General features: G+C 60.3%; 24 protein-coding genes. 14 read left to right on the top strand and 10 right to left on the bottom strand.

Annotated features, from left to right (window positions below):
- The first annotated feature begins 61 nt into the window (after positions 1-61).
- Both CI807_RS15830 and CI807_RS15825 read left to right on the top strand, forming a co-directional pair.
- Complete coding sequence (locus CI807_RS15830) at positions 62-1,639, top strand: flagellar hook-length control protein FliK (protein WP_095015291.1); 1,578 nt, start codon at positions 62-64, stop codon at positions 1,637-1,639.
- Positions 1,636-1,965, top strand: coding sequence for an EscU/YscU/HrcU family type III secretion system export apparatus switch protein (locus CI807_RS15825; protein ID WP_095015290.1), 330 nt, complete (start codon positions 1,636-1,638; stop codon positions 1,963-1,965). Before CI807_RS15830 ends, CI807_RS15825 begins: the two co-directional genes overlap by 4 nt.
- Before the next feature lie 115 nt (positions 1,966-2,080).
- Here the strand turns inward: CI807_RS15825 and glp are convergent, their stop codons facing one another.
- Both glp and moaB read right to left on the bottom strand, forming a co-directional pair.
- The gene (gene glp / locus CI807_RS15820) at positions 2,081-3,307 is read right to left on the bottom strand and encodes a gephyrin-like molybdotransferase Glp (RefSeq protein ID WP_095015289.1); all 1,227 of its coding nucleotides are present in this window, start codon (positions 3,305-3,307) and stop codon (positions 2,081-2,083) included.
- Positions 3,291-3,830, bottom strand: coding sequence for a molybdenum cofactor biosynthesis protein B (moaB, locus tag CI807_RS15815; RefSeq protein ID WP_016978482.1), 540 nt, complete (start codon positions 3,828-3,830; stop codon positions 3,291-3,293). The genes glp and moaB overlap by 17 nt, the downstream gene beginning before the upstream one ends.
- Positions 3,831-3,906: 76 nt before the next feature.
- On the opposite strand from moaB, the gene mobA reads away from it, so the two are divergent.
- A complete protein-coding gene (mobA, locus tag CI807_RS15810; protein ID WP_095015288.1) occupies positions 3,907-4,509 on the top strand; it encodes a molybdenum cofactor guanylyltransferase MobA in 603 nt (200 codons plus the stop codon).
- Between the two features lie 79 nt (positions 4,510-4,588).
- Positions 4,589-4,810, top strand: a complete 222-nt coding sequence (locus CI807_RS15805) for a YgdI/YgdR family lipoprotein (protein WP_016978480.1) — start codon at positions 4,589-4,591, stop codon at positions 4,808-4,810.
- A 55-nt stretch (positions 4,811-4,865) separates the two neighbouring features.
- Here CI807_RS15805 and CI807_RS15800 read toward each other — a convergent pair whose 3' ends face one another.
- The 3 genes from CI807_RS15800 to CI807_RS15790 all read right to left on the bottom strand — a co-directional run bounded on the left by CI807_RS15800 (position 4,866) and on the right by CI807_RS15790 (position 6,475).
- Positions 4,866-5,756 (bottom strand): pseudouridine synthase, encoded by an 891-nt coding sequence (locus CI807_RS15800; RefSeq protein WP_025999897.1) that lies wholly within the window; start codon positions 5,754-5,756, stop codon positions 4,866-4,868.
- A gap of 73 nt (positions 5,757-5,829) precedes the next feature.
- Entirely contained in the window at positions 5,830-6,165 is a 336-nt protein-coding gene (locus CI807_RS15795; RefSeq protein WP_095015287.1) for a transcriptional regulator, read from the bottom strand.
- 73 nt (positions 6,166-6,238) lie between these two features.
- Positions 6,239-6,475, bottom strand: a complete 237-nt coding sequence (locus CI807_RS15790) for a glutaredoxin family protein (RefSeq protein WP_016978477.1) — start codon at positions 6,473-6,475, stop codon at positions 6,239-6,241.
- Between the two features lie 254 nt (positions 6,476-6,729).
- Between CI807_RS15790 and CI807_RS15785 the strand changes: the two genes are divergently transcribed.
- Positions 6,730-8,454, top strand: a complete 1,725-nt coding sequence (locus CI807_RS15785; RefSeq protein ID WP_157742035.1) for a monovalent cation:proton antiporter-2 (CPA2) family protein — start codon at positions 6,730-6,732, stop codon at positions 8,452-8,454.
- On the opposite strand, the gene CI807_RS15780 is transcribed toward CI807_RS15785, so the two are convergent.
- Positions 8,441-9,649, bottom strand: coding sequence for an ammonium transporter (locus CI807_RS15780; RefSeq protein ID WP_095017562.1), 1,209 nt, complete (start codon positions 9,647-9,649; stop codon positions 8,441-8,443). The two genes, CI807_RS15785 and CI807_RS15780, sit on opposite strands and share 14 nt — an antisense overlap.
- A 341-nt stretch (positions 9,650-9,990) precedes the next feature.
- Between CI807_RS15780 and CI807_RS15775 the strand changes: the two genes are divergently transcribed.
- The 8 genes from CI807_RS15775 to CI807_RS15740 all read left to right on the top strand — a co-directional run bounded on the left by CI807_RS15775 (position 9,991) and on the right by CI807_RS15740 (position 18,737).
- Positions 9,991-10,305 (top strand): YqjD family protein, encoded by a 315-nt coding sequence (locus CI807_RS15775; RefSeq protein ID WP_010211812.1) that lies wholly within the window; start codon positions 9,991-9,993, stop codon positions 10,303-10,305.
- Between the two features lie 2 nt (positions 10,306-10,307).
- Positions 10,308-10,691 (top strand): phage holin family protein, encoded by a 384-nt coding sequence (locus CI807_RS15770; RefSeq protein WP_012723020.1) that lies wholly within the window; start codon positions 10,308-10,310, stop codon positions 10,689-10,691.
- A complete protein-coding gene (locus tag CI807_RS15765) occupies positions 10,688-11,029 on the top strand; it encodes a hypothetical protein (protein ID WP_028615671.1) in 342 nt (113 codons plus the stop codon). The genes CI807_RS15770 and CI807_RS15765 overlap by 4 nt, the downstream gene beginning before the upstream one ends.
- Positions 11,030-11,123: 94 nt before the next feature.
- Positions 11,124-12,287 carry an EAL domain-containing protein gene (locus CI807_RS15760; protein ID WP_028615670.1) on the top strand — a complete coding sequence of 388 codons (1,164 nt, stop codon included), beginning with the start codon at positions 11,124-11,126 and terminating at the stop codon, positions 12,285-12,287.
- 71 nt (positions 12,288-12,358) lie between these two features.
- Positions 12,359-13,690 carry a deoxyguanosinetriphosphate triphosphohydrolase gene (locus tag CI807_RS15755; protein WP_095015286.1) on the top strand — a complete coding sequence of 444 codons (1,332 nt, stop codon included), beginning with the start codon at positions 12,359-12,361 and terminating at the stop codon, positions 13,688-13,690.
- A gap of 148 nt (positions 13,691-13,838) precedes the next feature.
- Positions 13,839-14,228, top strand: coding sequence for a response regulator (locus CI807_RS15750; protein ID WP_095015285.1), 390 nt, complete (start codon positions 13,839-13,841; stop codon positions 14,226-14,228).
- Positions 14,229-14,469: 241 nt separating this feature from the next.
- Positions 14,470-15,093, top strand: a complete 624-nt coding sequence (locus CI807_RS15745) for a response regulator transcription factor (protein WP_016978470.1) — start codon at positions 14,470-14,472, stop codon at positions 15,091-15,093.
- 8 nt (positions 15,094-15,101) lie between these two features.
- Positions 15,102-18,737 (top strand): transporter substrate-binding domain-containing protein, encoded by a 3,636-nt coding sequence (locus CI807_RS15740; RefSeq protein ID WP_095015284.1) that lies wholly within the window; start codon positions 15,102-15,104, stop codon positions 18,735-18,737.
- Positions 18,738-18,775: 38 nt separating this feature from the next.
- Here the strand turns inward: CI807_RS15740 and CI807_RS15735 are convergent, their stop codons facing one another.
- Together CI807_RS15735 and CI807_RS15730 are read right to left on the bottom strand one after the other, a co-directional pair.
- Positions 18,776-19,258: a GAF domain-containing protein gene (locus tag CI807_RS15735; protein ID WP_016978468.1), complete on the bottom strand. Its 483-nt coding sequence runs from the start codon at positions 19,256-19,258 to the stop codon at positions 18,776-18,778.
- Positions 19,255-20,145 carry an ATP-binding protein gene (locus tag CI807_RS15730; protein ID WP_016978467.1) on the bottom strand — a complete coding sequence of 297 codons (891 nt, stop codon included), beginning with the start codon at positions 20,143-20,145 and terminating at the stop codon, positions 19,255-19,257. The genes CI807_RS15735 and CI807_RS15730 overlap by 4 nt, the downstream gene beginning before the upstream one ends.
- Positions 20,146-20,308: 163 nt before the next feature.
- On the opposite strand from CI807_RS15730, the gene CI807_RS15725 reads away from it, so the two are divergent.
- Positions 20,309-22,618, top strand: coding sequence for a response regulator (locus CI807_RS15725; RefSeq protein ID WP_095015283.1), 2,310 nt, complete (start codon positions 20,309-20,311; stop codon positions 22,616-22,618).
- Here CI807_RS15725 and CI807_RS15720 read toward each other — a convergent pair.
- Both CI807_RS15720 and CI807_RS15715 read right to left on the bottom strand, forming a co-directional pair.
- A complete protein-coding gene (locus tag CI807_RS15720) occupies positions 22,572-23,051 on the bottom strand; it encodes a MarR family winged helix-turn-helix transcriptional regulator (protein WP_095015282.1) in 480 nt (159 codons plus the stop codon). The genes CI807_RS15725 and CI807_RS15720 overlap by 47 nt on opposite strands.
- Complete coding sequence (locus CI807_RS15715) at positions 23,048-23,533, bottom strand: glutathione peroxidase (RefSeq protein WP_095015281.1); 486 nt, start codon at positions 23,531-23,533, stop codon at positions 23,048-23,050. The genes CI807_RS15720 and CI807_RS15715 overlap by 4 nt, the downstream gene beginning before the upstream one ends.
- Positions 23,534-23,666: the final 133 nt, after the last annotated feature.

Below are 23,666 nucleotides of genomic sequence, written 5' to 3'. Positions count from 1 at the left end.
GGCATTATACATGTGATGCCCTACTCTAAAGAGGGCAATTTCCCCAGAGACGACGCGCGCGATGACCGGTGAGATCAACCTTCCTACGCTTCCACCCGCCCCGGCGGCCGGGCCCGGCCCGGCGCCTGCTGCCGGCGAGTTGCTGAAACTGCTGGAGCCGCAGATCGGCCTGATCGACCCTGGGAAAACCGCGAACGCCGAAGTCATCGCCCTGAAACAAGGTGGTGAAGCCTTTCAGTTGCTGCTCAAGTTGACCCTTGAAGGCGGCCGTCAGACGCTGGTGCAGGCCAGCAGCCCGCAGCCGCTGCCGTTGGGCAGCAATGTGGCAGTGAGCCAGACGCCCACCGGCAACCTGACCCTCAGCCTGCAACAGGCCTTAAGCGCCAATGTCGCCGCCCTCACCCGCATCGACACGAACCAGATGCCGGTGGGCACGCTGTTGCAGGCCAAGGTACTGACCACCCAGATGTTGCCCCAAGGTACGGCGCAACCGGCCATCTATCGCTCGCTGGTGACTGTGCTCAACAGCACGCTGGCTGGCGCGAGCCTGAGCGTGGAAAGTCCGCAGCCGTTGCGCGTCGGCAGCCTGCTCAGCGCCGTGATACAGAACGCTCAGACCTTGAGCTTTGTGCCGCTGAGCGGGCTCAAGGATCAGTTGGCGGTCACGCAGCAACTGTCGACCCAGCAAAGCCGCCAGGGCTCGCTGGATGCAGTCTTCACTGCATTGCAAAATTTGCCACGCGGCGACAGCACCTCGGCCGAACTGCGCGGCGCCGCTGAGCGTTTACTCGCTGCCCTGCCCGACCTGGCCCAGGTCAGTAACCCCAAGGTACTGGCGCAAGTTATCCAGAACAGCGGTGCATTTCTGGAAGCTAGGCTGCTCGCCGGGCAAAACCCGCAGGTCCCACCGCTGGACATGAAAGGCGCCTTGCTGCGCCTGGTCGCCGACTTGCTGCCGGCCCTGCCCGCCAGCACCAATATGACTGCCATCCTCGCTGCCAATACCCTGGCCCAGGTGCTGCCCAACTTCGTGCGCAGCCCTTTGAACACCCTCGGCCAGGTCAGCGCCCGCCAAATACCTGCCGGCTTTCCCTTGCCCGAACGACTGATGGCGAAACTGGAAGGCGAAGGTGACTTGGAAAACCTGCTGCGCCTGGCCGCCGGAGCGATCTCGCGCTTGCAGAGTCATCAGTTGTCGAGCCTGGAACAGACCGGCACCACCGCTGACGGCCGCCTGCAAACCACCTGGCAGCTGGAAATTCCCATGCGCACGTTACAAGACATCGTGCCATTGCAGGTCAAGTTCCAGCGCGAAGAACCGGCGCCGGACAAGGATCAGCCCGAACGCAAAGAGAAAAAGGACGCCAAGCAGATGCTCTGGCGCGTCGAACTGGCCTTCGACATGGAGCCGCTGGGGCCGTTGCAGGTCCAGGCGCAATTGAGCCAGGGCAAACTGTCCAGTCAGTTGTGGGCCTCGCGCCCGTTTACCGCCAGTTTGATCGAAAGTCACTTGGGCAGCTTGCGCGAACGCCTGGTGAGCTCCGGCATCAATGTCAGCGACCTCGATTGCCACCTCGGCACCCCGCCACGCGGGCCGAAAACCGGGCTGGAGCAACGCTGGGTGGATGAAACCGCATGAAAAACGCCAACCCACCGCGCCAGGCGATTGCCCTCAAGTACGACGGCCAGCAGGCACCGACCCTGACCGCCAAGGGCGATGATGCCCTGGCCGAAGCCATCCTGAAGCTGGCGCGGGAAAACGAAGTGCCGATCTATGAAAACGCCGAGTTGGTGAAGCTTCTGGCGCGGATGGAACTGGGTGACAGTATTCCAGAGGAGTTGTACCGCACGATTGCCGAAATCATTGCGTTTGCGTGGACGCTGAAGGGCAAGTTTCCGGTGGGGTATGACCCGGATGCGGGGCCGGTGGAACGCGACGTGACCGAACGCGGGGACGATTACTGACCTTTTCCGAACACACAGCCCCTTGTAGGAGCTGGCTTGCCAGCGATGATGGTATTCCAGCCAACCTATGCTTGACTGATGTACCGCCATCGCCGGCAAGCCGGCGCCTACAGGGTTAGTTCAGTACTTCGCTCAGGGGAATGAAATTGACGGTATCGCCCATTTCCAATGTGGTGCCTTCCAACACCTCCACAAACCCCTCCGCCCACGCCGCACTGCGCAGCACGCCGGAGCTCTGGTTACGGTAGATGATCGCTTTGCCGTGTTCGATGCGACCGCGCAGGTATTCGCGGCGGTTGCCCGGCTTGGGCCAGGTAAACCCTACCGGCACTTCAAAGCGCAATGGCTCGACGTCTTGCACACCTTGGCGACGCAGCAGATAAGGGCGTGCCAGCAGCGCGAATGTGACCAGCGTCGACGCCGGGTTGCCAGGCAGGCCGATCACCGGCACGCCACGGAAGTGGCCGAAGGTCAGCGGCTTGCCGGGTTTGATTGCCAGTTTCCACAACGCCAACTCACCCTCTTCACGCAGGGCGATCCCAAGGAAATCCGCCTCGCCCACCGACACACCGCCCGTGGACAGGATCAAGTCGACACTGCCCAAACCGCCCAGACGCGCGCGGGTTTGCTCCAGGTCGTCGGGCAGGATGCCAGCGTCGATCACTTCACAGCCCATGCGCGTAAGCCATGAGCACAGCACACGCCGATTGCTGTTGTAGATCTGCCCCGGACCGAGCGGCAGGCCCGGTTCGATCAATTCATCGCCGGTGGACAGAACCGCCACGCGTGGGCGACGGATCACCGCCAGGCGATCATGGCCGAGAGACGCCGCCAGGCCGAGTTCAATCGGGCCCAGGCGCGTACCAGCCGACAACACCAACTCACCTACGGTGGTTTCCTGGCCTTGGGGCCGGATGTTCTGGTCAAGGTGCAGCGGCTCGGTAAAGCTCACGCGCTCGTCGGCGTGGACCACGGCGTTTTCCTGCATTTCCACGCAGTCAGCCCCTTCCGGTACTGGGGCGCCGGTGAAGATGCGGGCGCAGGTACCGGCGGCCAGGGGTTGCGGCGCCTGGCCTGCGAAAATGCGCTGGCTGACCACCAGCGGTTCGCCGGTCCAATCCGCCAACCGTACGGCATAACCATCCATGGCGCTGTTCGGCCACGGCGGCAGGTCGAGGGTGGAGATCAGGTCTTGCGCCAGTACACGACCATCGCAATCCGCCAGCAACAGGGTTTCCTGCTCACGGATCGGCGCGGCTTCGGCCATCGCTAAGAGTTGAGCCAAAGCGTCTTCCACCGGCAGCAACGCGCCGGTCTTGCCGGGCTTAGCCACGGGATTCACAAGGCTCAGCCTGTTTCAGGTGCGGAACGAAGTTGCACGGACGGTGACGGTTGTCGAGTTGCTCGGCAAGGATGCCATCCCAACCGGTGCGTACCGCATTGGTGGAGCCCGGCAGGCAGCAGACCAGGGTGCCATTGGCCAGACCGGCCAGGGCGCGGGACTGCACAGTCGAAGTGCCGATGTCGGCCACGGAGATCTGGCGGAACAGTTCGCCAAAGCCATCGACCTGTTTGTCCAGCAGGCAGCTTACCGCCTCAGGGGTGCTGTCGCGGCCAGTGAAGCCGGTGCCGCCGGTGATCAGCACGACTTGCACCACGTCTTCGGCGATCCAGTGGGCGACCTGGGCGCGAATTTTGTAGAGGTCATCCTTGAGCAGCACGCGCTCGGCCAGGTTGTGGCCGGCAGCCGCCAGGCGGTCGACGAAGACCTGGCCGGAGGTATCGGTTTCAAGGGTACGGGTGTCGCTGACGGTCAATACCGCAATATTCAGGGGTACGAAGGGCGCATCTGCCTTGGCTTTCATGGCACGGTCCGGTTGTCGAAGGAACAGCCCGATGTTATATCACAGGCCCCCCTTTTGCTGCCGCTGCGGAACTGCCATGTCTATCGATTCGCCCCCACTGCTCTGTTCGGTTTTGCTGCTGTCCGGTGGGCGCGGCCAGCGAATGGGCGGCCAGGACAAAGGCCTGGTGGAATGGCGCGGCCAGCCCTTGATCGCGCATTTGCAGCGTCTAGTGCGACCGCTCACGGATGACCTGATCATCTCGTGCAACCGCAACCCGCAGCGCTATGCCGCCTATGCCGATCAGTTGGTAACCGACGACAGCCCGGACTTCCCCGGCCCGCTCGCCGGTATCCGTGCGGGACTCGCCGCCGCCCGTCATCCGCACCTGCTGATAGTGCCGTGCGACGTACCGCATATCGACGCAGGGCTGATCCAGGCGCTGTGCGAGACCGCGCAACGCAACCCGCTGCTGCCGGTGATGGTGCGTCATGGCGAGTTCTGGGAACCGTTGATCTGCATCGTCCCGACAGGCCTGCGCGACGCGGTGGATAGCGCCTGGCACGCCGGTGAACGCAGCCCGCGCAAGCTCTTCCTGCAACTGGGCGGCGTGGGCCTGGAATGCCCGGCAGATGACCCGCGCCTGGCCAACCTTAATACGCCGGAGCTGTTACAGACGCCGTCGGGCGTGTCAGAATGAACCTCGCACAAGGAACTTTGTCGGCGCCGCACGCGTCACAAGGTCAGCTATTAAAAAGTATTCTCTCGGAGACAGACTCATGACTCAACGGACCATCGCCGCTCTCATGCTTGCACTGGGCCTCGCCACCCTCGCCGGTTGCGCCTCGCCGACAGTGATCACCCTGAATGACGGTCGCGAAATCCAGGCCGTCGACACCCCTAAATTCGACAAGGACTCGGGCTTCTACGAGTTCGAACAGTTGGACGGCAAGCAAACCCGCATCAACAAAGACCAGGTTCGCACCGTCAAAGACTTGTAAGTCTTAGCGTTTGCCATCAAGGCCCGCCTCGCGCGGGCCTTGTCGTTTCCGGGGGTTACCAGTCGAGGGTGATCTGGCTGCGCAAACGGCGTTCTTCACCCGTAACCGGGTCGATGAACCGCACCCCCTGGGCGAGCAGTTTTAGGGGGTTGGCGTAGTCGTCTACGGCGTCCTTGATCACGTCCGGGTAGAACGGGTCGTTGCAGATACTCGCGCCGAGGGCAGTCATGTGCACACGCAGTTGGTGCTTCTTGCCGGTCACCGGGAACAGGCCGTAGCGCCACAGATCGCCGTTTTTCTCGCGCACCTCCATCGCCGTTTCGGTATTGGGGACGCCATCAGCTTCCTGCATGCGAAAGAACGGCTCGCCATCGACCAGTCGGCTTTTATGCACCCTGGGAAAGGTCAGGTCCGGCAGCGCTGGGGCGATGGCTTCGTAGAATTTATCGATCTGGCGTGTGGGAAACAGTTGCTGATACGCGGAACGACTGGCCGGATTGGCCGAAAACAGTACCAGCCCCGCCGTGTGCCGGTCGATGCGGTGCAACGGCACCAGTGAGGGATTATCCAAGCGGCGAATCAGGCGGCGCAGCAGGGTTTGTTCGACGTATTCACCGGCTGGAGTCACGGGCAGGAAGTGCGGCTTGTCGGCGACCACCAGATGCTCATCGGCATACAGGATGGTTTCCTGCACCGGGATGACTTTCTCGTTTGGCACTTCACGGAAGTAATAAATGCACAGGCCTTCCTTGTAACCCAGGTCCAGGCTGATCGGGCTGCCATTGAGATCCAGCACCCGGCCTCGGGCGATCCGGTCCAGCCAGTGTTCACGGCTGATCGCCGGGAAGTGTTCGCACAGACAATCCAGCACTGTCACCCAAGGGCCGGGCGGCAGATACAAGGTGCTGGCTTGGTGCTGAGACGCGGAAAAACCGGAGGTGGACATGAAATGCTCGAAGCCTGTGACAAAACCGGCGGGCATTATCCCGCATGGAACGGGATTGAGCCTAGGGCGGATCTCAAGCCTTGGCCAACTCCGCCCGCAGGATCGGCGAAGTACTGGCGGCGTCGGTGAACTCCTTGAGCCAGCGCAGTACGTCCACCGCTTCCCAGCGACCCGGATCGTACAGCGCGTACAACAAGCCCTGATAACCCACCACATCCAGTTGCTTGTGGTAGCCCGCGCGCTGGAACAGCGCCTCGATCTCGGCAAAGCAGGTATTGAAATGCACTTTGTTAAACGGCGTCTTGCCTTCCGTGACCAAGCCATCGAGGCGCAGCTCGTTCACCGCGTCGCGCACGACGTCGGCGGACATGCGATTGACGCTGCTTTTCAGTTGTTCGACATTCACCACGGGCGTTCCCTCAATTCAATCGCTGTACAAACATACAGTAACTTAATATTTGGAAACCTGCCATCGCATAAACCTAACGAAGGAAGGCAACAACCTGTTGTGTGTCGAATGGCCAATCCAGTTCCGCCCCGGTGTCTATTCGGCGAAGTACCGGAATCCGCAGGCCGTAGGCTTCGGTGAGGTCCTCGGGATCAGTGATGTCCACCAATTCCACCAGCAACCCGTGTTCGACGAGCGGCATGATTTCGGCTTCGGCAATCTCACACAGGTGACAACCCAGGGTGCCGAACAACTGGCATTCAGGAAGCATGACAAAAGGACCTGATCAGAAAACAGGCATCCATTCTAAGCCAAACCAAGCCACCTGTAGGAGCGAGCTTGCTCGCGAAAAATCCACTGGCACCGTGGCCAATCAGAAAGTCCGCGTTATCGTTGGCGTCCTTCGCGAGCAAGCTCGCTCCTACAAGACAATCCATTGACCGGAAAAGACCTGACCCAGATCACCATGGCCTATAACTGTTTCAGCGATTCTCGCGGCTTTTTGCCTGCCCCCCTGCAATGGAGATGCGTGTGTTTGCCAACCTGCTGATTATCCTGGCCTCATCCCTGGTGGTGATTGCGCTGTTTCGTCGCCTGCAATTGCCACCCGTGCTGGGCTACCTGTGCGTCGGCCTGGCCGTGGGGCCCACCGCATTGGATTGGGTGAATGACAGCGAAGAACTGCCCGACCTGGCCGAACTGGGCGTGGTGTTCCTGCTGTTTTCCCTGGGCCTGGAGTTTTCCCTGACCAAGATGCTTGCCTTGCGCCGTGTGGTGTTTGGCCTGGGCAGTTTGCAGGTGCTGGGCTGCGGGGTGCTGCTGGGGCTGTTGCTGATGATCCTCGGGGTGGCGCCGGGTATCGCCTTGTTGCTGGGGGCTGGGCTGGCGTTGTCGTCCACGGCCATCGTCAGCAAGGAGTTGACCAGCCTTGGGGAAATCTTCAGTAGCCATGGCCAGAACGCGATTGGCGTGTTGCTCTTCCAGGACGTGGTGGCGGTATTGCTGCTGACCTTGGTGCCGGTGTTCGCTGGCACTGGCGAGCAAGCCTGGTATTGGGCGCTGCCCCTGACACTGGGCAAGACCGTGGTGCTGTTTGTCGGCCTGCTGTTGGCCAGCCGCTGGTTATTGCCGCGCCTGTTCCATGAAGTCGCTGCGTCGCACTCGGCGGAACTGTTCGTGCTGCTGGCACTGGTGATTGTGTTGCTGACGGCCTGGCTCACTCACCTGTTGGGGCTCTCCCCTGCGCTCGGGGCCTTCCTGGCTGGCATGCTGCTGGGCGAAAGCCATTACCGCCACCAGATCGAGGCGGATATCCGGCCGTTTCGCGACATCCTGCTGGGGTTGTTTTTCGTCAGCATCGGCATGCTTATCGACCTGCAACTGTTTGTCAGCCATAGCCTGCTGATCCTCGGCCTCACTCTCACCTTGATGCAGGTCAAAGGCTGCGTGGTCGCCATGCTGGTCAAGCTGCGCGGCAGTGACAGTGAAACCGCCTGGCGCAGCGGCCTGGCCCTGGCCCAGGGTGGCGAGTTCTGCTTTGCGTTGATGGCACAGATGCAGCAGAGCCGGCTGATCCCGGATGAGTTCAACGGTTTGCTGCTCGCGGCTACCTTTTGCTCGATGTTGCTCACGCCGTTGTTGTTGCGCGCCGCCCCCGCCATCGCCCTGCGCCTGCACCGCAAGCCCAACCAGCAGGTGCAGTTGGAAGAAATCACCGCGCTCAACGCCGAGCTGCGCGGGCACGCGGTGATCTGTGGCTATGGACGCGTCGGCCAATCCATCGGGCGTTTTCTGCGCAAGGAACAACAGCCCTTCATCGCCCTGGATGACGACCCGGAACGGGTGCAGGAGGCCGCCACTGAAGACAGCAGCGTGCATTACGGCGATTGTCGGCGTGGCGCGTTGCTCAGTGCTGTCGGCCTGGAGCGCGCGCGATTGGTGGTGATTGCCGTGGACAACACCGATGTGGCGCTGGTGGTACTCAAGGAAGCGCGCCGGATCAACGCCGACGTGCCAATCCTGGTGCGTACCCGCGACGACAGCCAGTTAGCAGAACTGAAAGTCGCGGGCGCCAGTGAAGTGGTGCCCGAGTTACTGGAGTCGAGCCTGATGCTCGCCTCCCACGCCCTGATTCTGCTAGGCCTGCCGGACCAACAGGTACAGGCACGGGTCGATGAAGTGCGGCAGAACCGCTATCGCCTGCTGCACGGTTTTTATCGGCAGGCAGACGAGCCGATCAATCCTGACTGACCGCGCCGATCTTGTGGATCGACAGGTCCGCGCCGTAATACTCCTGTTCCTGGCTCAAGCGTAGCCCGGTGACGCGCTTGATCACGCCATACACCAACAGGCCGCCCGCCAGCGCCACCAGCACGCCGAGGGCGGTGCCGATCAACTGGCTGACCAGGCTGACACCGCCCAACCCACCCAGCGCGGTCTGACCGAAGATGCCGCAGGCGATGCCGCCCCACACGCCGCACAGACCGTGCAGGGGCCACACACCCAGCACATCGTCGATCTTCCAGCGATCCTGGGCCGCAATAAAGAACCACACAAACAGGCCTCCAGCGATGGCACCTGTGACCAGCGCGCCTACCGGGTGCATCAGGTCCGAGCCGGCGCAAATCGCCACCAACCCGGCCAACGGGCCGTTGTGCAGGAAGCCTGGGTCGTTGCGGCCGATGATCAGGGCCGCAAATGTGCCGCCGACCATGGCCATCAGCGAGTTGACGGCGACCAGACCGCTGACGCCATTCAACGTCTGCGCGCTCATCACGTTGAAGCCGAACCAGCCGACGATCAGGATCCACGAGCCCAATGCCAGGAATGGAATGCTCGACGGTGCAAACGCCACCAGGCGCCCTTCGCGGTAGCGCCCGTTGCGCGGGCCCAGCAGCAACACCGCCGCCAGCGCCAGCCAACCGCCCATGGCGTGCACCACCACGGAACCGGCGAAGTCATGGAAGCTGGCGCCAAAGGTCGCGAGCAACCAGGCCTGCAGGCCGAAATTGCCGTTCCACACCATGCCCTCGAAAAACGGGTAGATAAACGCCACGATCAACGCCGTTGCGCAAAGCTGTGGAGCAAACCTTGCACGCTCGGCAATGCCCCCGGAAATGATCGCCGGGATTGCCGCCGCAAAGGTCAGCAGAAAGAAAAACTTCACCAGGCCATAGCCGTGATCGGCGCTGATCACCGCCGCCGGTTGCATGAAGCTCACGCCATAGGAGATCCAATAGCCTATAAAGAAATAGGCCAGGGTGGAAATGGCGAAGTCGCTGAGGATCTTCGACAAGGCGTTGACCTGGTTCTTCTGGCGCACCGTACCGACTTCGAGGAACGCGAAGCCGGCGTGCATGGCCAGGACCATGACCGCGCCGATCAGGATAAACAGGGTATTGGAACTGTGGACGAGGGTGTCCACTGCACTTTGCACATTTTCCATGGAGATTGGCAGGCCTGCGATAAAGGCAAAAAGCACCAAAGCGGTTCAAGCGCAGGTTGCGCGCACTAAATTGGCACCGCCGGTCCCACCCCTCTTCAGAGGGCGTGAACCGCTTTAGCGCAGCGATCAACACAACAGGCCGTTGCCGACAGGGTTTTTCCGCGAATTTCAGTTATTTAGGGTAAGGTTTTTCAAGGCTTCCTGCCTGACCGCCCAGATTCAGCGCAAGCCTTCGGGGCGGCGCACCAAGGCAAAGCAAAAGCTGTACCACACAATTGCACTGAACCTTCACCGACGCCGGTGACTCGAAACGTACAGATCAGCCAATCACGGAGATAACCATGGCCAGAAGAACTGCAAAGACTGCTCAAGAAATACTGATGGCGGATTTTCAAACCCTGGTCAGCGACACCGAAAAGTTGCTGGATGACACCAAGGTCCTCGCCGGCGATCAGGCTGACGAACTGCGCAGCAAGATCCACGAAAGCCTGCTCAAGGCCCGCGAAACCCTGCAATTGACCGAAGACTCCCTGCGCGAACGCGGCCAGGCGGCGGTCACTGCGACCGAAGACTACGTGCAAGCCAACCCTTGGCAGTCGGTGGGCATTGCCGCCGGCGTGGGCTTTCTGATCGGCCTGCTGGCCACAAGGCGCTAACCATGTCTATCGGCGAAACGGGCTCGTCCACGGGCACCACCTCAAGACGTCTGGGCGCGGCCGTGCTGGGCTTGCTGCACAGCCACGTCGAATTGTTTGGCATCGAATTGCAGGAACAAAAAGCCCGCACTGTCAGCCTGCTGCTGTTTGCCGGCCTGGCGCTGGTGTTTGCGTTGTTGCTGCTGGTGGGGCTGTCGACCCTGGTGATGATCCTGGTGTGGGACACCGGCTACCGACTGACCGGGATCATCTGCCTCTGCGTGTTCTACAGCTTGGCCGCCGCGTTCTGCGGGGTGCGCTTGAAGGCGGCGGTGTTCGATGAGTCCACGCCGTTCCACGCCACCCTCGAAGAGCTGGCCAATGACCGGGAGCGCCTGCTGCCATGAGCATCACTGAAATCCCGCAAACCACTTCCCGCCGGGAAATGCGCAAGGCATTGATCCGCCTGCGCATGGAAATGCACCGTCAGGAGATCCGCCACGAGTCCCAGCAACTGATGCTGCCGCTGAACAAGGTGCGCAACCTGGGGAGCAACTGGCAGGACAGCCTGGGCATCAAGCACGCGCCGCTGTGGGGCGTGGCCGCGGTGACACTGATGGGTTTCTTTACCGGCAAAGGCGCCAAGGGCGGCGGTATCAGCAGCCTGACGCGCCTGGTGCGCCTCGGCGCCGGCTTGATCCCACTGATCAAACTGGCCATGCAGGGCTCTTCGCGTAAAAGTTGAGCCTGGCTGGCTGCATTCTTGCTAACAGAATCGGCCCGGCCCTCGTTTTCGAGGGCCGGGCCTTTTTTTTCGCCAAGGTTCTTAAGGAGGCCCCGTGATCGACGGGCAACCGCTCGCCTGCTTCCAGCCGTTTATCGACACCGCCACCGGCCGCATTGCCGGCGTCGAGGCCCTGGGCCGTCTGCGCCAGGCTGACGGCCGCCTGCAATCCGTGGGCCCGCTGTTCGCTGACCCGCGCACGCCGGGCGTAACCTTGCGCCGGCTCGACCGGCAGATTCGCGACAATGCGCTGAGCCGATTGCACGAAGCGCCCGAGGACTGGTTCCTGAGCCTGAACATCTCGCCGCGTTGGATCAATCGGCTGCGTCCAGGTCAAGCCCTGCCAAGCCTGAAACAGATCCACCACCATGGCGTCGACCCGCAGCGCATCGTGTTCGAGATCACCGAACTGGGTGGCGACATCCGGCGCCTGGCAGACGTGGTGGCGCGCTACCGCGAAGCCGGTGCGCGCATCGCCATCGACGACTTTGGCGCCGGCTACTCCCAGCTCGACCGGGTGCTGGCGTTGCAGCCGGATATCCTCAAGCTGGACATGCGCCTCTTTCAGGACGCCGCTCGTGGTGGGCCGAGCAGTGAAGTGGTGCGAGCCCTGGCCCAGATGGCCGAGAAGACCGGCTGCTGGATCATTGCCGAAGGCGTGGAAACCGAGGCGCAGTTGAGCTTCGCCCTGGAGTGCGGCTCGCGCTATGTGCAGGGCTATCTGTTTGCCCAGGCGCAGTTGGACTGGTTCGCCGCCGAGGCCTTCGTGCCGCGTTTCGCCCAGTTGCGCACAACCTACGTCCAGCAGAAGCTGGCGGAACGCGGGCGCGTCATGCAACTGCGCCAACAATTGGCCGAACTGATGAAGATCCTGCAAACCTGGGCCCAGGGGCAATCGCCGCTGAACCAACTGCCGCAACTGCCGGCTTTTCCCTGGCTGCTGCGCTTCTATCAGTGCGACCGGCATGGCACTCAACTCACACCGAACTTCGAGTGGCGCCAGGATGCCTGGCAATCCGACAGCCGCTACCTGGGCCACAACTGGTCATGGCGCCCGTACTTCTACCACCTGCTGGCCGAGGGCTGGGAAGAGCGCCGCCTGACGTTGTCTTCAACCTACCGCGACGCCACCACCAACCAGTATTGCCTCACCGCCGGACAATTCTTCGATAACGGTCAGCGCTTACTGTTAATCGATATCGACGCGGCCGGGCTGTAGATTTTCGCTTGCCCAGGCCGCGCTGAACCGGGAAGCTGGGAGGGTCATTCACCGCACGGAGAGTACCCGCCTTGGATTGGCCCACCCTGTTGACTCGCGAACGTCTTGGTAAACCGCTGCACAGCCCGGAAGAACTGGGGCGAAGCCCGTTTCACAAAGACCATGACCGTATTATCTTCTCCGGCGCGTTTCGTCGCCTGGGCCGCAAGACCCAAGTGCACCCGGTCTCCAGCAACGACCATATTCACACGCGTCTGACCCATTCCCTGGAAGTGAGCTGCGTGGGTCGCTCCCTCGGCATGCGCGTCGGCGAAACCCTGCGCAGCGCCCTGCCCGACTGGTGCGACCCGAGCGACCTGGGCATGGTGGTGCAGTCGGCCTGCCTGGCCCATGACATCGGCAACCCACCGTTCGGGCACTCCGGCGAAGACGCTATCCGCCACTGGTTCCAGCAAGCCGCGGGACGCGGTTGGCTGGACGACATGAGCAGCGCCGAGCGCAATGACTTCCTGAATTTTGAAGGCAACGCCCAGGGCTTTCGGGTGCTGACCCAGCTTGAGTACCACCAGTTCGACGGCGGCACGCGGTTGACCTACGCCACCCTGGGCACCTACCTGAAATATCCCTGGACTGCCCGGCACGCCGACTCCCTGGGTTACAAAAAGCACAAGTTCGGCTGCTACCAGAGCGAACTGCCAATCCTCGAGCAGATCGCCCACAAGCTCGGCCTGCCACAACTCGAAGAGCAACGCTGGGCCCGGCACCCGCTGGTGTATCTGATGGAGGCGGCAGATGACATCTGCTACGCCCTGATCGACCTGGAAGACGGTCTGGAAATGGAGTTGCTGGAGTACGCCGAAGTCGAGTCGCTGCTGCTCAACCTGGTGGGCGATGACCTGCCCCAGACCTATCGTCAACTAGGCGCCCAGGACTCCCGCCGACGCAAGCTGGCGATCCTGCGTGGCAAGGCCATCGAACATTTGACCAACGCCGCAGCGAGCGCCTTCGTCGAGCAACAGGACGCCTTGCTCGCCGGCACACTGCCCGGCGACCTGGTTGAACACATGCATGGCCCAGCCAAGCGCTGTGTGCTGGATGCCAAAGACATGGCGCGCAAGAAGATCCTCCAGGACAAGCGCAAGACCTTGCATGAGATTGGCGCCTACACCACTCTGGAAATTCTCTTGAATGCGTTCTGCGGTGCGGCACTGGAGCAGCATGGCGGACGCACGCCGTCGTTCAAGAACCGACGCATTCTCGATCTGTTGGGCAACAACGCGCCGAACCCCGAATGGCCGCTGCACGCATCGTTTCTGCGCATGATCGACTTCATCGCCGGCATGACCGACAGCTATGCCACCGAAATGGCGCGGGAAATGACCGGACGCTCGAGCCCTCAATAGCGGTTGATCATCCGCCTGCTCCCTGAAAGGAAGCTACCTACAAAGGGAACAGAGCGGACTGATCGAATTCGTACAAGCATCCGATGAACAATCGCGCACGTTTTTACGTCTCGCCCAATCGCCATCTGACTCACCGTGTGCCCTACCTATGCTCAAGTCCAACCTTCGTCTCCTGGTGGTGGAGGATCACCCCTTTCAGCTCCTCGCCACCCAATGCCTGCTCAACAACTTTGGTTTCGACCAATTGACGCTGGCTGAAAACGCTGGGCAAGCGATCCAACTGATGACGCAGTGCGCAGCCCCCTTCGACCTCATGCTGTGCGATCAATGCCTGCCCGACCTGCCTGGACTGGAGTTGATAGAAATCGCCAGCCGCCGGTGTTTTATAGCGGCGGCCATTTTACTCAGTGGTTTACCCGTGATCGAACTGGAGAATCTGAGCAAGCAGGCCCTTCGGCGTAACCTGCCGATGCTTGGTTACTTATCGAAACCGCTGAACCAGGACGAACTCATGGCCTTCATCAATGTAGGAAATTAAACATCCTGTTTTAAGATAACTTACCGGAAATGGGTCAGACAGTATCAGGCATGGAGATTGCCCCTCACACAATCTGAAGTGCCGGCATGAATGCCCGCAAAGCCTTCGTAATGCGTGAGCCTTAGCCGTTTTTGTTGTAGGAACATTCCTGTTTTGCATCCCACCCCCCGCTGCTTCGTCCTCTCCCCTCAACTTCTGAGCTAATGTGCCCGCTTTATTTGCACTTGCGTGGAATGTGATTATGAACACAGTTTTCATCATCGATGATCACCCTGTTATCAGGCTGGCCATTCGAATGCTGCTGGAACACGAAGGTTATAAAGTCGTTGGCGAGACCGACAACGGCTGCGATGCGATACAAATGGTTCGCGAATGCCTTCCGGACTTGATTATTCTCGACATCGGCATCCCAAAACTGGATGGGCTCGAAGTGCTATGCCGCTTCAATTCCATGAATACCTCGATGAAAACCCTTATCCTCACGGCGCAAACCCCAACTCTTTTCGCCACCCGCTGCATGCGCTCAGGGGCTGATGGTTATGTGTGCAAGGAAGGTGATCTGAGTGAGCTGCTGAGTGCGATCCGCGCCGTATTGTCCGGTTATAACTATTTTCCCAGCCAGGCCTTGAACACGTGTGGACCTGAAGCAAACTACGAAGAGCTGGAGCTGTTCAAAACTGTGAATGATCGCGAGTTAATGGTTTTGCAACTTTTTGCACAAGGCCGTACAAACAAGGAAATTGCCAAAGGCATGTTTTTAAGTAACAAAACTGTCAGCACTTATAAAAAGAGACTCATGCAAAAACTGAAAGCAAAGTCCTTGGTAGAACTTATCGAGCTGGCAAAACGAAACGCGCTGGTGTGAGAAAGCGGATGCCGAAGTGTATAAAGGACTATTTCATTATATTGAGCGCAGGCGTGTGCTTGAGCACCACCGTGCTCGCAGCTGCCACACAACCGGAGCACTACAATTTACTGAGCCGAGCAGGGAACGTCCAACTTGACACGCCACTGGACCACACTCAACGCCGGTGGCTGCTGAACAAACGTGAACTGATACTGGGTACGGCAGCCCCCGACTACCCGCCTTTCGATATCACGTCGAGCGGGCGCGACTATGAAGGCATCACTGCCGATTACGCTGGGGTCTTGGCCAAGGCACTGGCGTTGCCCGTCAGGGTGCAGCGCTACCCGACCAGGGAGGCGTCCATCCAGGCACTGGCGTCAGGTGAAATCGATCTGTTGGGTTCTTCCAACGGCTTTGAAGCCACACATCCATTGCTCACCCTTTCGGCGCCGTATGCTGTGGATCAGCCTGTTCTGGTAACACGCGAAGGGGAAACCCGCAGCCTGAGCGATGGCCTGGCCGGTCTTCGCTTGAGCCTGGTCTACCACTACCTGCCACTGGAGGAGGTACAAAAGCTGTACCCCAAGGCCATTACTCGTGCCTACCCCTCCTATCAGAATGCGCTGAACGCCGTCGCATTCGACCAGGCTGACGTGTTTCTTGGCGATACCATTTCCACTCATTACATGATCAACAAGGGCTACCTGAAAAACATTCATATGGCCAACTTCGGCAAACACGAAGCCTACGGGTTCAGTTTTGCCCTGCGCCAGGACCAGCAGATCCTATTGAACATCGTGAACGCCGTGCTGGCAGCACTGCCCACCCATGAACGGGAAAACATCGCCAAACGCTGGAGTGCCGGCAGCGACATTCTGCTGACCGATCAGAAGCTGCAACTGACCCAACGCGAAGAGCGTTGGCTCAAAGCACACCCCGTAGTCAAGGTCATCGCCAACGAAACCTTTGCGCCGCTGACGTTCTTTGATGCCGATGGAAATTTCCGTGGCATCACCGCCGACCTCCTGGAACTGATACGCCTGCGTACAGGGCTGCGCTTCGAGATTCAACGCGGGCGTAACATCAACGCGATGATCGAACAAATCGACACCGGTAAAGCCGATATCATCGGCGCCATTGTGCCCAGCAACGAGCGAGAGACGGAGCTGAATTTCAGCCGCCCCTACCTGGAAAACTCCTACGTACTGCTGACGCGCAAAGAGCCTGACGCCCCTTTAAACCTGGAGCAAATGGCCGGCAAACGCCTGGCGATCACCGAGGGCAACCCGCTGGAAGTCGTTCTTCGCAAGGACTTCCCACACATCCAACTGGTGGAAACCAGTGACACCTTCAAAGCGTCGGAATTGCTGGCCCAAGGGCAAGTCGAAGGTGCGGTGAACTCACTGGTGGTCGCCAACTACCTGCTTTCCTCACACATCTTCCAGGACAGATTACAGATCAGCACCAGCATCGGCACCCTGCCCGCCCTCTTCTCGCTGGCCACCTCACGCGACGCCACGGAATTGAGCTCGATACTCGACAAGGCGCTGCTCAGTATCGCTCCGGACGAACTCGGCGTGATCAACAGCCGCTGGCGAGGCTACACCGCCGCCTCCGACAGCTACTGGCGCGATTACCATGACTTGATTGCCAAGATCATCATCGGCACCGGGCTGCTGCTATTGATCTCGCTGGGCTGGAACGCCTACATGCGCCGCCAGATAAAACATCGCCGGATGGCCGAGCGCGCCCTCAACGATCAGTTCGAGTTCATGCGCGCGCTGGTCAATGAAACGCCTCATCCGATTTACGTACGCGACCGCAAGGGCCTGCTGCAGACCTGTAACGACAGCTACCTGCAGGTATTCGATGTAAAGCGTGAAGATGTGATCGGGAAAAGTGCCCTGCAGATCAATACGGCACTGGAAACAGAAGCGTCGCAATACCACGCCGACTACCAGCGAGTGGTCGCGCAAGGCAACCCACTGATCCTGGATCGATCCCTGCACATTCGCGGAAAGAAACTGACGATTTATCACTGGATCCTCCCCTATCGCGACTCGACCGGCGAAGTCCAGGGCATCATCGGAGGCTGGATCGACATCAGCGAGCGGCGCCAACTGTTCGATGAGCTGCGCGCGGCCAAGGAGCGTGCCGACGAGGCCAACCGCGCCAAAAGTACCTTCCTTGCGACCATGAGCCACGAAATACGCACACCGATGAACGCCGTTATCGGCATGCTGGAACTGACCCTAAAGCGAGCGGATCAGGGCCATCTGGATCGCCCGGCCATCGAGGTCGCCTACCACTCGGCCAAGGACCTGCTGGAGCTGATCGGCGATATCCTCGACATCGCGCGCATCGAGTCAGGCCGACTGAGCCTGGCCCCCGAGCGGGTAAACCTGAAGGATGTGATTGAGTCGGTGGTTCGCGTGTTCGACGGCCTGGCGCGCCAGAAGACGCTCAGTTTGCTGCTGGAGTTCAAACCTGGGCTTAACGACACCGACGTCCTGATCGACCCGCTGCGCTTCAAGCAAGTGCTGTCGAACCTGGTGAGCAATGCCATCAAATTCACTGAACGCGGCGAGGTGAAGGTCAAGGTGGACGTGCAACCTACCGACCTGCCGCAACAAGTCGAAATGAGGCTGGTGGTCGAGGACACGGGTATAGGCATCAGCCGGGAAGACCAATTGCGCTTGTTCGAACCCTTTTCCCAGGCCGACAACTCAGGGCACTTGGCCCGCAGCGGGGCGGGCCTGGGGTTGGTGATCTGCCGCAGCCTGTGCGCAATGATGGGCGGGCAATTGAGCCTGAGCAGCGTCCCCATGGTGGGCACGCAGGTGCACGTAAGTCTTAAGATGCAAAGCCTGCAGCCCGCGCAAGCTGTAGAAGAACTCAAGGCGGCGACACCCACACCTGCACCGGTACTCAATGTGCTGGTGGTGGATGATCACCCCGCGAACCGTTTGCTGATGTGCCAGCAGTTAGGTTACCTCGGCCACCAGTTCACCGCAGCCCAGCATGGTGCGGCCGGCTTCCAGGCTTGGCGCCAGGAACACTTCGACCTGGTCATTGCCGACTGCAACATGCCCATCATGAACGGCTATGAGTTAAGCCGCTCAATCCGTGAATATGAACAACGCGAGCAGTTAACCCCTTGCGTCATACTGGGTTTCACGGCCAACGCCCAACCGGAAGAGAAACGGCGCTGCACTGAAGCGGGAATGAACGACTGCCTGTTCAAACCCATCAGCCTTACGGTACTGGAGCGGCAGCTGGCGCAGGTCGGCCCGCAACCCACCGGTACACTTCTGGACCTGAGCAGCCTGGACGCACTGACGGGAGGCGACCCGCAACTGAGCCGGCGCCTGCTGGAGGAGTTGTTGAGCAGCAGCGTCCATGATCGCCAGGAAATAGTTGCTCTGGTGGCTCGACAGGCGCCACTCCAGGACATCATCGAGCAGGCACACAAGATCAAGGGCGCCGCGCGCATTGTGCAAGCCAACCTGCTGGCCACTCAGTGCGAGGCGCTGGAACAGGCCTGTGCCCGAGGTGAGGAACTGCCACTGATCGAAACCGGCATCAAGGCTCTGGAAAAATGCATGCTTGAACTGGAAAGGCAGCTGCGAATGCAACTGGACAGCTTGCAGACAGAGCAATAGGTAGGAGCGAGCCTGCCTGCTCGCCCCCGATGGAACCCTCAGCAGTCGGTCAAACGCAGGAAAATCGCCGCCAGTTGCTCAATACCCGCCTGATCCTCAGGGGTAAAACGCGCCAGCGACGGACTGTCGAGGTCAAGGACGCCAATCAGTTTGCCGTCCTTGACCAGAGGCACCACCAGCTCGCTGTTGGACGCGCTGTCACAGGCGATATGCCCTGGGAACTCATGCACATCCTCCACGCGCTGGGTCTGCCGCGAGGCGGCCGCCGCACCGCACACTCCACGGCCAAACGGAATGCGCACACAGGCGATCTGACCCTGGAACGGACCCAGCACCAGCTCTTCGTTACGGTTGAGGTAGAAGCCGGCCCAGTTCAAGTCATCCAACTGGTTGAACAAGAACGCAGAGAATTGCGCACTGTTGGCAATGAAATCCCGCTCATCGGCGAGCAGCGACTCCAACTGCGCGCAGAGCATGGCATAGCCATCCAGGCCCGTACCGGCGCTTTGTAGGTCGATCATGATTGACGCTCCAGCAATTTGAGGCCCACCCAGTAACGGGCGAATTGGTACGCGCAGCGACCGTTACGGTTACCACGACCGGTGGCCCAGCGTACGGCAAGGATGTCGAGGGCTTCATCGCGCTGCCATTGCAAACCGGCTTTGCTTGCCAGTTCGCCGATCCAGTGCTCCACCACATCGAGGAAATGCTCCTGGGTAAACGGATAGAACGACAGCCACAAACCAAACCGGTCGGACAAGGCAATCTTGTCCTCCACCGCTTCGCTTGGGTGCAACTCGCCATCCACGCGCTTCCAGTTGTCGTTGTCGCTCTGGTTTTCCGGCACCAGGTGACGACGGTTGGAGGTTGCATACAGCAGCACGTTTTCCGGGGCCTGTTCGAGGGAGCCGTCCAGCACGCTTTTAAGCACGCGATAATCGCCTTCACCGGCCTCGAACGACAGGTCGTCGCAGAACAGAATAAACCGCTGCGGCAGCTTGACCAGTTGCTCGACCACACGCGGCAAGTCGGCCAAATGGTCTCGCTCGATTTCAATCAGCCGCAAGCCGGCTTTGGCATGCTGGGCCAGCAAGGCGCGGACCATAGAGGATTTGCCGGTGCCGCGCGAACCCCACAGCAGTGCATGGTTGGCAGGCAGGCCGTCGATGAATTGCTGAGTATTGCGCGCCAGCGTTTCACGTTGCTTGTCCACACCAATCAGGTCGGACAGGCGCATGTCCAAGCTCACATCCAGCGGCAACAGGAAACCCGTGCGGCCTTCACGCTGCCAGCGGGCAGCCAGGCATTGGTTCCAATCGATGGCTTGGCGGGGTGCGGGTAACAAGGGCTCCAGGCGGGCGAGCACTGCATCGGCCCGCTCCAGAAAGGCATTCAATCGAGAATCCACAATTATTCCTCTGGCAAGTTCTTGCAAAAGATGGCGTATTGGCAACCCTGCGGCAGACCGCACGGGGCTGCGTAAAAAACGATTCATGCCGGGTAAGCCAGAGCCTGTGGATGTTCAGCTATGCTTGCCGGGCGAAGGGAAACGTGAAGTGGTTCAACACTCGATGGATATCAAGTTCGCCCACCGCTTGTCTTATAAACAAGCCAGATTGACTGTGCTGGTCGGTTTCGTCTTGGGAACCTTGCTCAGCCTGATCCAAATCGGCATTGATTATGCCAGCGAAGACGCATCCATCAACCGTGAAATTCGCTCGCTGATCGAAATCAGCCACAACCCCGCGTCACGTATCGCCTACAACATCGACGCCGAACTGGCCCAGGAACTAACCCTGGGCCTGCTGCACTCCCCCGCCATCATTCATGCCCAGTTGATCGACAACAATGGCGTGGTGCTGGCCGATGTCGACCGCCCGCGTAAAGAAAGCACTTACCGCCCCGTCAGCGATTTCCTGTTCGGCGCCAACCGTCAGTTTGAGGATCGGTTGTTCCTCAGCCACATGCCCAACGAGTCCCTCGGTGTGCTGCGCCTGGACGTGGACACCTATGCCTTTGGCAGCCGCTTCCTGCGCCGTGCCGAGATCACCCTGCTCAACGGCTTCGTCCGCAGCCTGTTACTGACCGGCATCTTGTTGGGCCTGTTCTACGTGATGCTGACCCAGCCGCTGGTGCGCATCATCCGCGAGCTGAGCAACCGCCGGCATGCACGCCTGGATTGCCCGCCAGGCCACGAGCACGATGAAATCGGCGTGCTGGTAAACGTGGCCAACCAGCAGTTTGAAAACATGGAGACAGAGATTCAGCAACGCCGCCACGCCGAGGATCGGTTGACCGAATACTTGGGACAACTGGAAGACATCGTGTCCGCACGCACCCTGGAGCTCAAGACCAGCAACCAGCGGCTGAGCAAGTCCAACGATGAGCTGGAAGCGGCGAAGATGCATGCACTGGGCATGGCCCAGGCGCGGGCAGCGTTCCTCGCCAACATGAGCCACGAAATCCGCACGCCGCTCAACGGCCTGCTAGGGATGATCGCACTGTCACTCGACAGCCCACTCAATGCCGAACAACGTCAGCAACTGTCCATTGCCCATGACTCGGGCAAGGTGTTGGTGGAGTTGCTCAACGATATCCTCGACCTGTCCAAGTTCGACGCTGGCCAGTTGGAGTTGGAGCGCATCCCGTTCGACCTGGGTTCGTTGGTGGAAGACACCGCCAACCTGTTGTCGCAGAACGCCGCGCCGAGTGTCGAACTGACCTGCCTGATCGACCCGCAGTTTCCCGCCCAGGTGCTGGGCGACCCGACTCGCGTACGGCAGATCGTCAGCAATCTACTGTCCAACGCCTTGAAGTTCACGCGTTTCGGCCGGGTCGATGTTCGCCTCAGCGCGCGGGACGGCCTGGTACGCATCGAGGTCTGTGATACCGGCATCGGCATTGCGCAAGAAGCCCAGGTGAAGATCTTCCAGCCGTTCACCCAGGCCGGCGCCGGCATCACTCGCCAGTTCGGCGGTACGGGCCTCGGCCTGGCACTCACGCACAACCTGTGTGAAGCGATGAAGGGCCGGCTGAGCATCAGCTCGGAGGTGGGCTTTGGTAGCCAGTTCTGCGCCGACCTGCCTCTGCCGATCCATTTGCCCGCAGTGCAACCGGCACCACTGAGGGGTGAAGTGATCGCTATAACCAGTGCCGGCAGCGGCCTGACCGAATTGCTGACCACCCTGCTGCCTCACTGGGGGCTGACTCCGCATTGCTACCCGCGTGATGAAGACTTAAGCGGGCACATGCCTGACCTGCTGATCACCGATTGCCCGGAATGCCTGTTTCGCCTGCGCCCCACCCTCAGCGCGCCGATCCTGCTGGTGACCGCCTATGGCAACTTCATGCCCAGCGAAGAAGTCGCCGCACTCGCGCCGCTGCAACAACAGGCGCGGCCGCTGAGCCGCAATGCGCTGTATCAGATACTGCAACGTACCTTGCGCAGCGACGCGCAACTGATCCTCGACCCGATCCAGATGGAAGCCGCGCCCCTGGCGCACCGCGCGCGCATCCTGCTGGTGGAGGACAACCCGGTCAATCAACTGGTGGCCAAGGGTATGCTCGGCAAACTGGGGTGTGAAGTGGTCGTGGCCGCCCATGGTGGCGAGGCGCTGAAGTTTCTTGAGGAACAACGCTTCGACCTGGTGTTGATGGACTGCAACATGCCGGTGATGGACGGCTACGAAGCCAGCCGACAGATCCGTCGCAGCGGGCGCTGGCCGGAGCTGCCGATCGTTGCCTTGACCGCCAACGCGCTGTCCGAAGAGCGCGAGCGTTGCCGGGCCGCGGGCATGAATGACTACCTGGCCAAGCCGTTCCGTCGTGAGGAACTCAGTGGTTTGCTGGAGCTGTGGGTGCCGAAGACGACAAATCTCTGATCTGCCCAAGCAGCTGGTCCAAGCCCTCACGCAGCGCGTCAGCCTGGTTCAGGTCGATGCCGCTGTCGCACAGCAGCCGGGTCTTGAGGACATGGGTCTGGTCACGCAACTGCACACCGGTTTCGCTCAGGCTCAGGTGCACTTCGCGCTCATCCTTGGCGCTGCGCTGGCGCCTGACCAGACTGAGTTGCTCAAGGCGTTTGAGCAGCGGCGTCAACGTGCCCGAATCCAGCATCAAGCGCTCACCTAATGCCTTGACCGTGGGTTGCGTCGGCGCTGTGGTGTGCCACTCCCACAACACCAGCATCACCAAGTATTGCGGGTAGGTCAGGCCCAGTTGATCGAGCATCGGCTTGTACGCGCGGGTCACCGCCCTGGAAGCGGCGTAGAGCTTGAAACACAGTTGATTGTCCAGCGCCAGGGAGACCGTCATTTGAGCAGGGCTTCGATCTCTTGGGTCAGGTCCTGCGGCTTGGTCGTTGGTGCGAAGCGCTTGACCACCGAGCCGTCACGACCGATGAGGAACTTGGTGAAGTTCCACTTGATACCCTTTGATCCGAGCAGGCCCGGTGCCTGTTTTTTCAGTTGCACGAACAACGGATGGGCGTCGCTGCCATTCACGTCGATCTTCTTGAACAGCGGGAAGCTGACACCGAAGTTCAGCTCGCAAAACTCGGAAATCGCGCCTTCGTTACCGGGCTCCTGCTTGCCGAACTGGTTGCAGGGGAAGCCCAATACCACCAATCCCTGGTCCTTGTACTGCTGCCAGAGCTGTTCCAGGCCCTTGTATTGCGGGGTGAAGCCGCACTTGCTGGCGGTGTTGACCACCAAAATGGCCTTGCCGGCGAAATCGGCCAAGGTCTTTTGCTCACCCTTGATGGTGGTGCAAGGGATGCTCAGCAGGTTGTTGCTCATGGCAAGGCCTCGATAAGAAGAAAAGAAGATTAAACATAGTAAGCAATTCAATTGTATGCAATTTAATTGACAGAACTGATGCCGTGATATCAACGCTATCCCTGTAGGAGCGAGCTTGCTCGCGAAGAACGTA

The organism is Pseudomonas sp. NS1(2017) (genome assembly GCF_002269425.1).
GTDB lineage: Bacteria > Pseudomonadota > Gammaproteobacteria > Pseudomonadales > Pseudomonadaceae > Aquipseudomonas > Aquipseudomonas reactans.
The sequence above is the reverse complement of the archived record's forward strand: the minus strand, read 5'-3'. Positions and strand labels throughout refer to the sequence as shown.

Bases quoted from the DNA above. Each gene is read 5' to 3' on its own strand.
- CI807_RS15830 (WP_095015291.1), top strand. From the start codon at position 62: ATGACCGGTGAGATCAACCTTCCTACGCTTCCACCCGCCCCGGCGGCC.
- CI807_RS15825 (WP_095015290.1), top strand. From the start codon at position 1,636: ATGAAAAACGCCAACCCACCGCGCCAGGCGATTGCCCTCAAGTACGAC.
- moaB (WP_016978482.1), bottom strand. From the start codon at position 3,830: ATGAAAGCCAAGGCAGATGCGCCCTTCGTACCCCTGAATATTGCGGTA.
- mobA (WP_095015288.1), top strand. From the start codon at position 3,907: ATGTCTATCGATTCGCCCCCACTGCTCTGTTCGGTTTTGCTGCTGTCC.
- CI807_RS15805 (WP_016978480.1), top strand. From the start codon at position 4,589: ATGACTCAACGGACCATCGCCGCTCTCATGCTTGCACTGGGCCTCGCC.
- CI807_RS15800 (WP_025999897.1), bottom strand. From the start codon at position 5,756: ATGTCCACCTCCGGTTTTTCCGCGTCTCAGCACCAAGCCAGCACCTTG.
- CI807_RS15790 (WP_016978477.1), bottom strand. From the start codon at position 6,475: ATGCTTCCTGAATGCCAGTTGTTCGGCACCCTGGGTTGTCACCTGTGT.
- CI807_RS15785 (WP_157742035.1), top strand. From the start codon at position 6,730: ATGCGTGTGTTTGCCAACCTGCTGATTATCCTGGCCTCATCCCTGGTG.
- CI807_RS15780 (WP_095017562.1), bottom strand. From the start codon at position 9,649: ATGGAAAATGTGCAAAGTGCAGTGGACACCCTCGTCCACAGTTCCAAT.
- CI807_RS15775 (WP_010211812.1), top strand. From the start codon at position 9,991: ATGGCCAGAAGAACTGCAAAGACTGCTCAAGAAATACTGATGGCGGAT.
- CI807_RS15770 (WP_012723020.1), top strand. From the start codon at position 10,308: ATGTCTATCGGCGAAACGGGCTCGTCCACGGGCACCACCTCAAGACGT.
- CI807_RS15765 (WP_028615671.1), top strand. From the start codon at position 10,688: ATGAGCATCACTGAAATCCCGCAAACCACTTCCCGCCGGGAAATGCGC.
- CI807_RS15750 (WP_095015285.1), top strand. From the start codon at position 13,839: ATGCTCAAGTCCAACCTTCGTCTCCTGGTGGTGGAGGATCACCCCTTT.
- CI807_RS15745 (WP_016978470.1), top strand. From the start codon at position 14,470: ATGAACACAGTTTTCATCATCGATGATCACCCTGTTATCAGGCTGGCC.
- CI807_RS15740 (WP_095015284.1), top strand. From the start codon at position 15,102: ATGCCGAAGTGTATAAAGGACTATTTCATTATATTGAGCGCAGGCGTG.
- CI807_RS15735 (WP_016978468.1), bottom strand. From the start codon at position 19,258: ATGATCGACCTACAAAGCGCCGGTACGGGCCTGGATGGCTATGCCATG.
- CI807_RS15725 (WP_095015283.1), top strand. From the start codon at position 20,309: ATGGATATCAAGTTCGCCCACCGCTTGTCTTATAAACAAGCCAGATTG.
- CI807_RS15720 (WP_095015282.1), bottom strand. From the start codon at position 23,051: ATGACGGTCTCCCTGGCGCTGGACAATCAACTGTGTTTCAAGCTCTAC.
- CI807_RS15715 (WP_095015281.1), bottom strand. From the start codon at position 23,533: ATGAGCAACAACCTGCTGAGCATCCCTTGCACCACCATCAAGGGTGAG.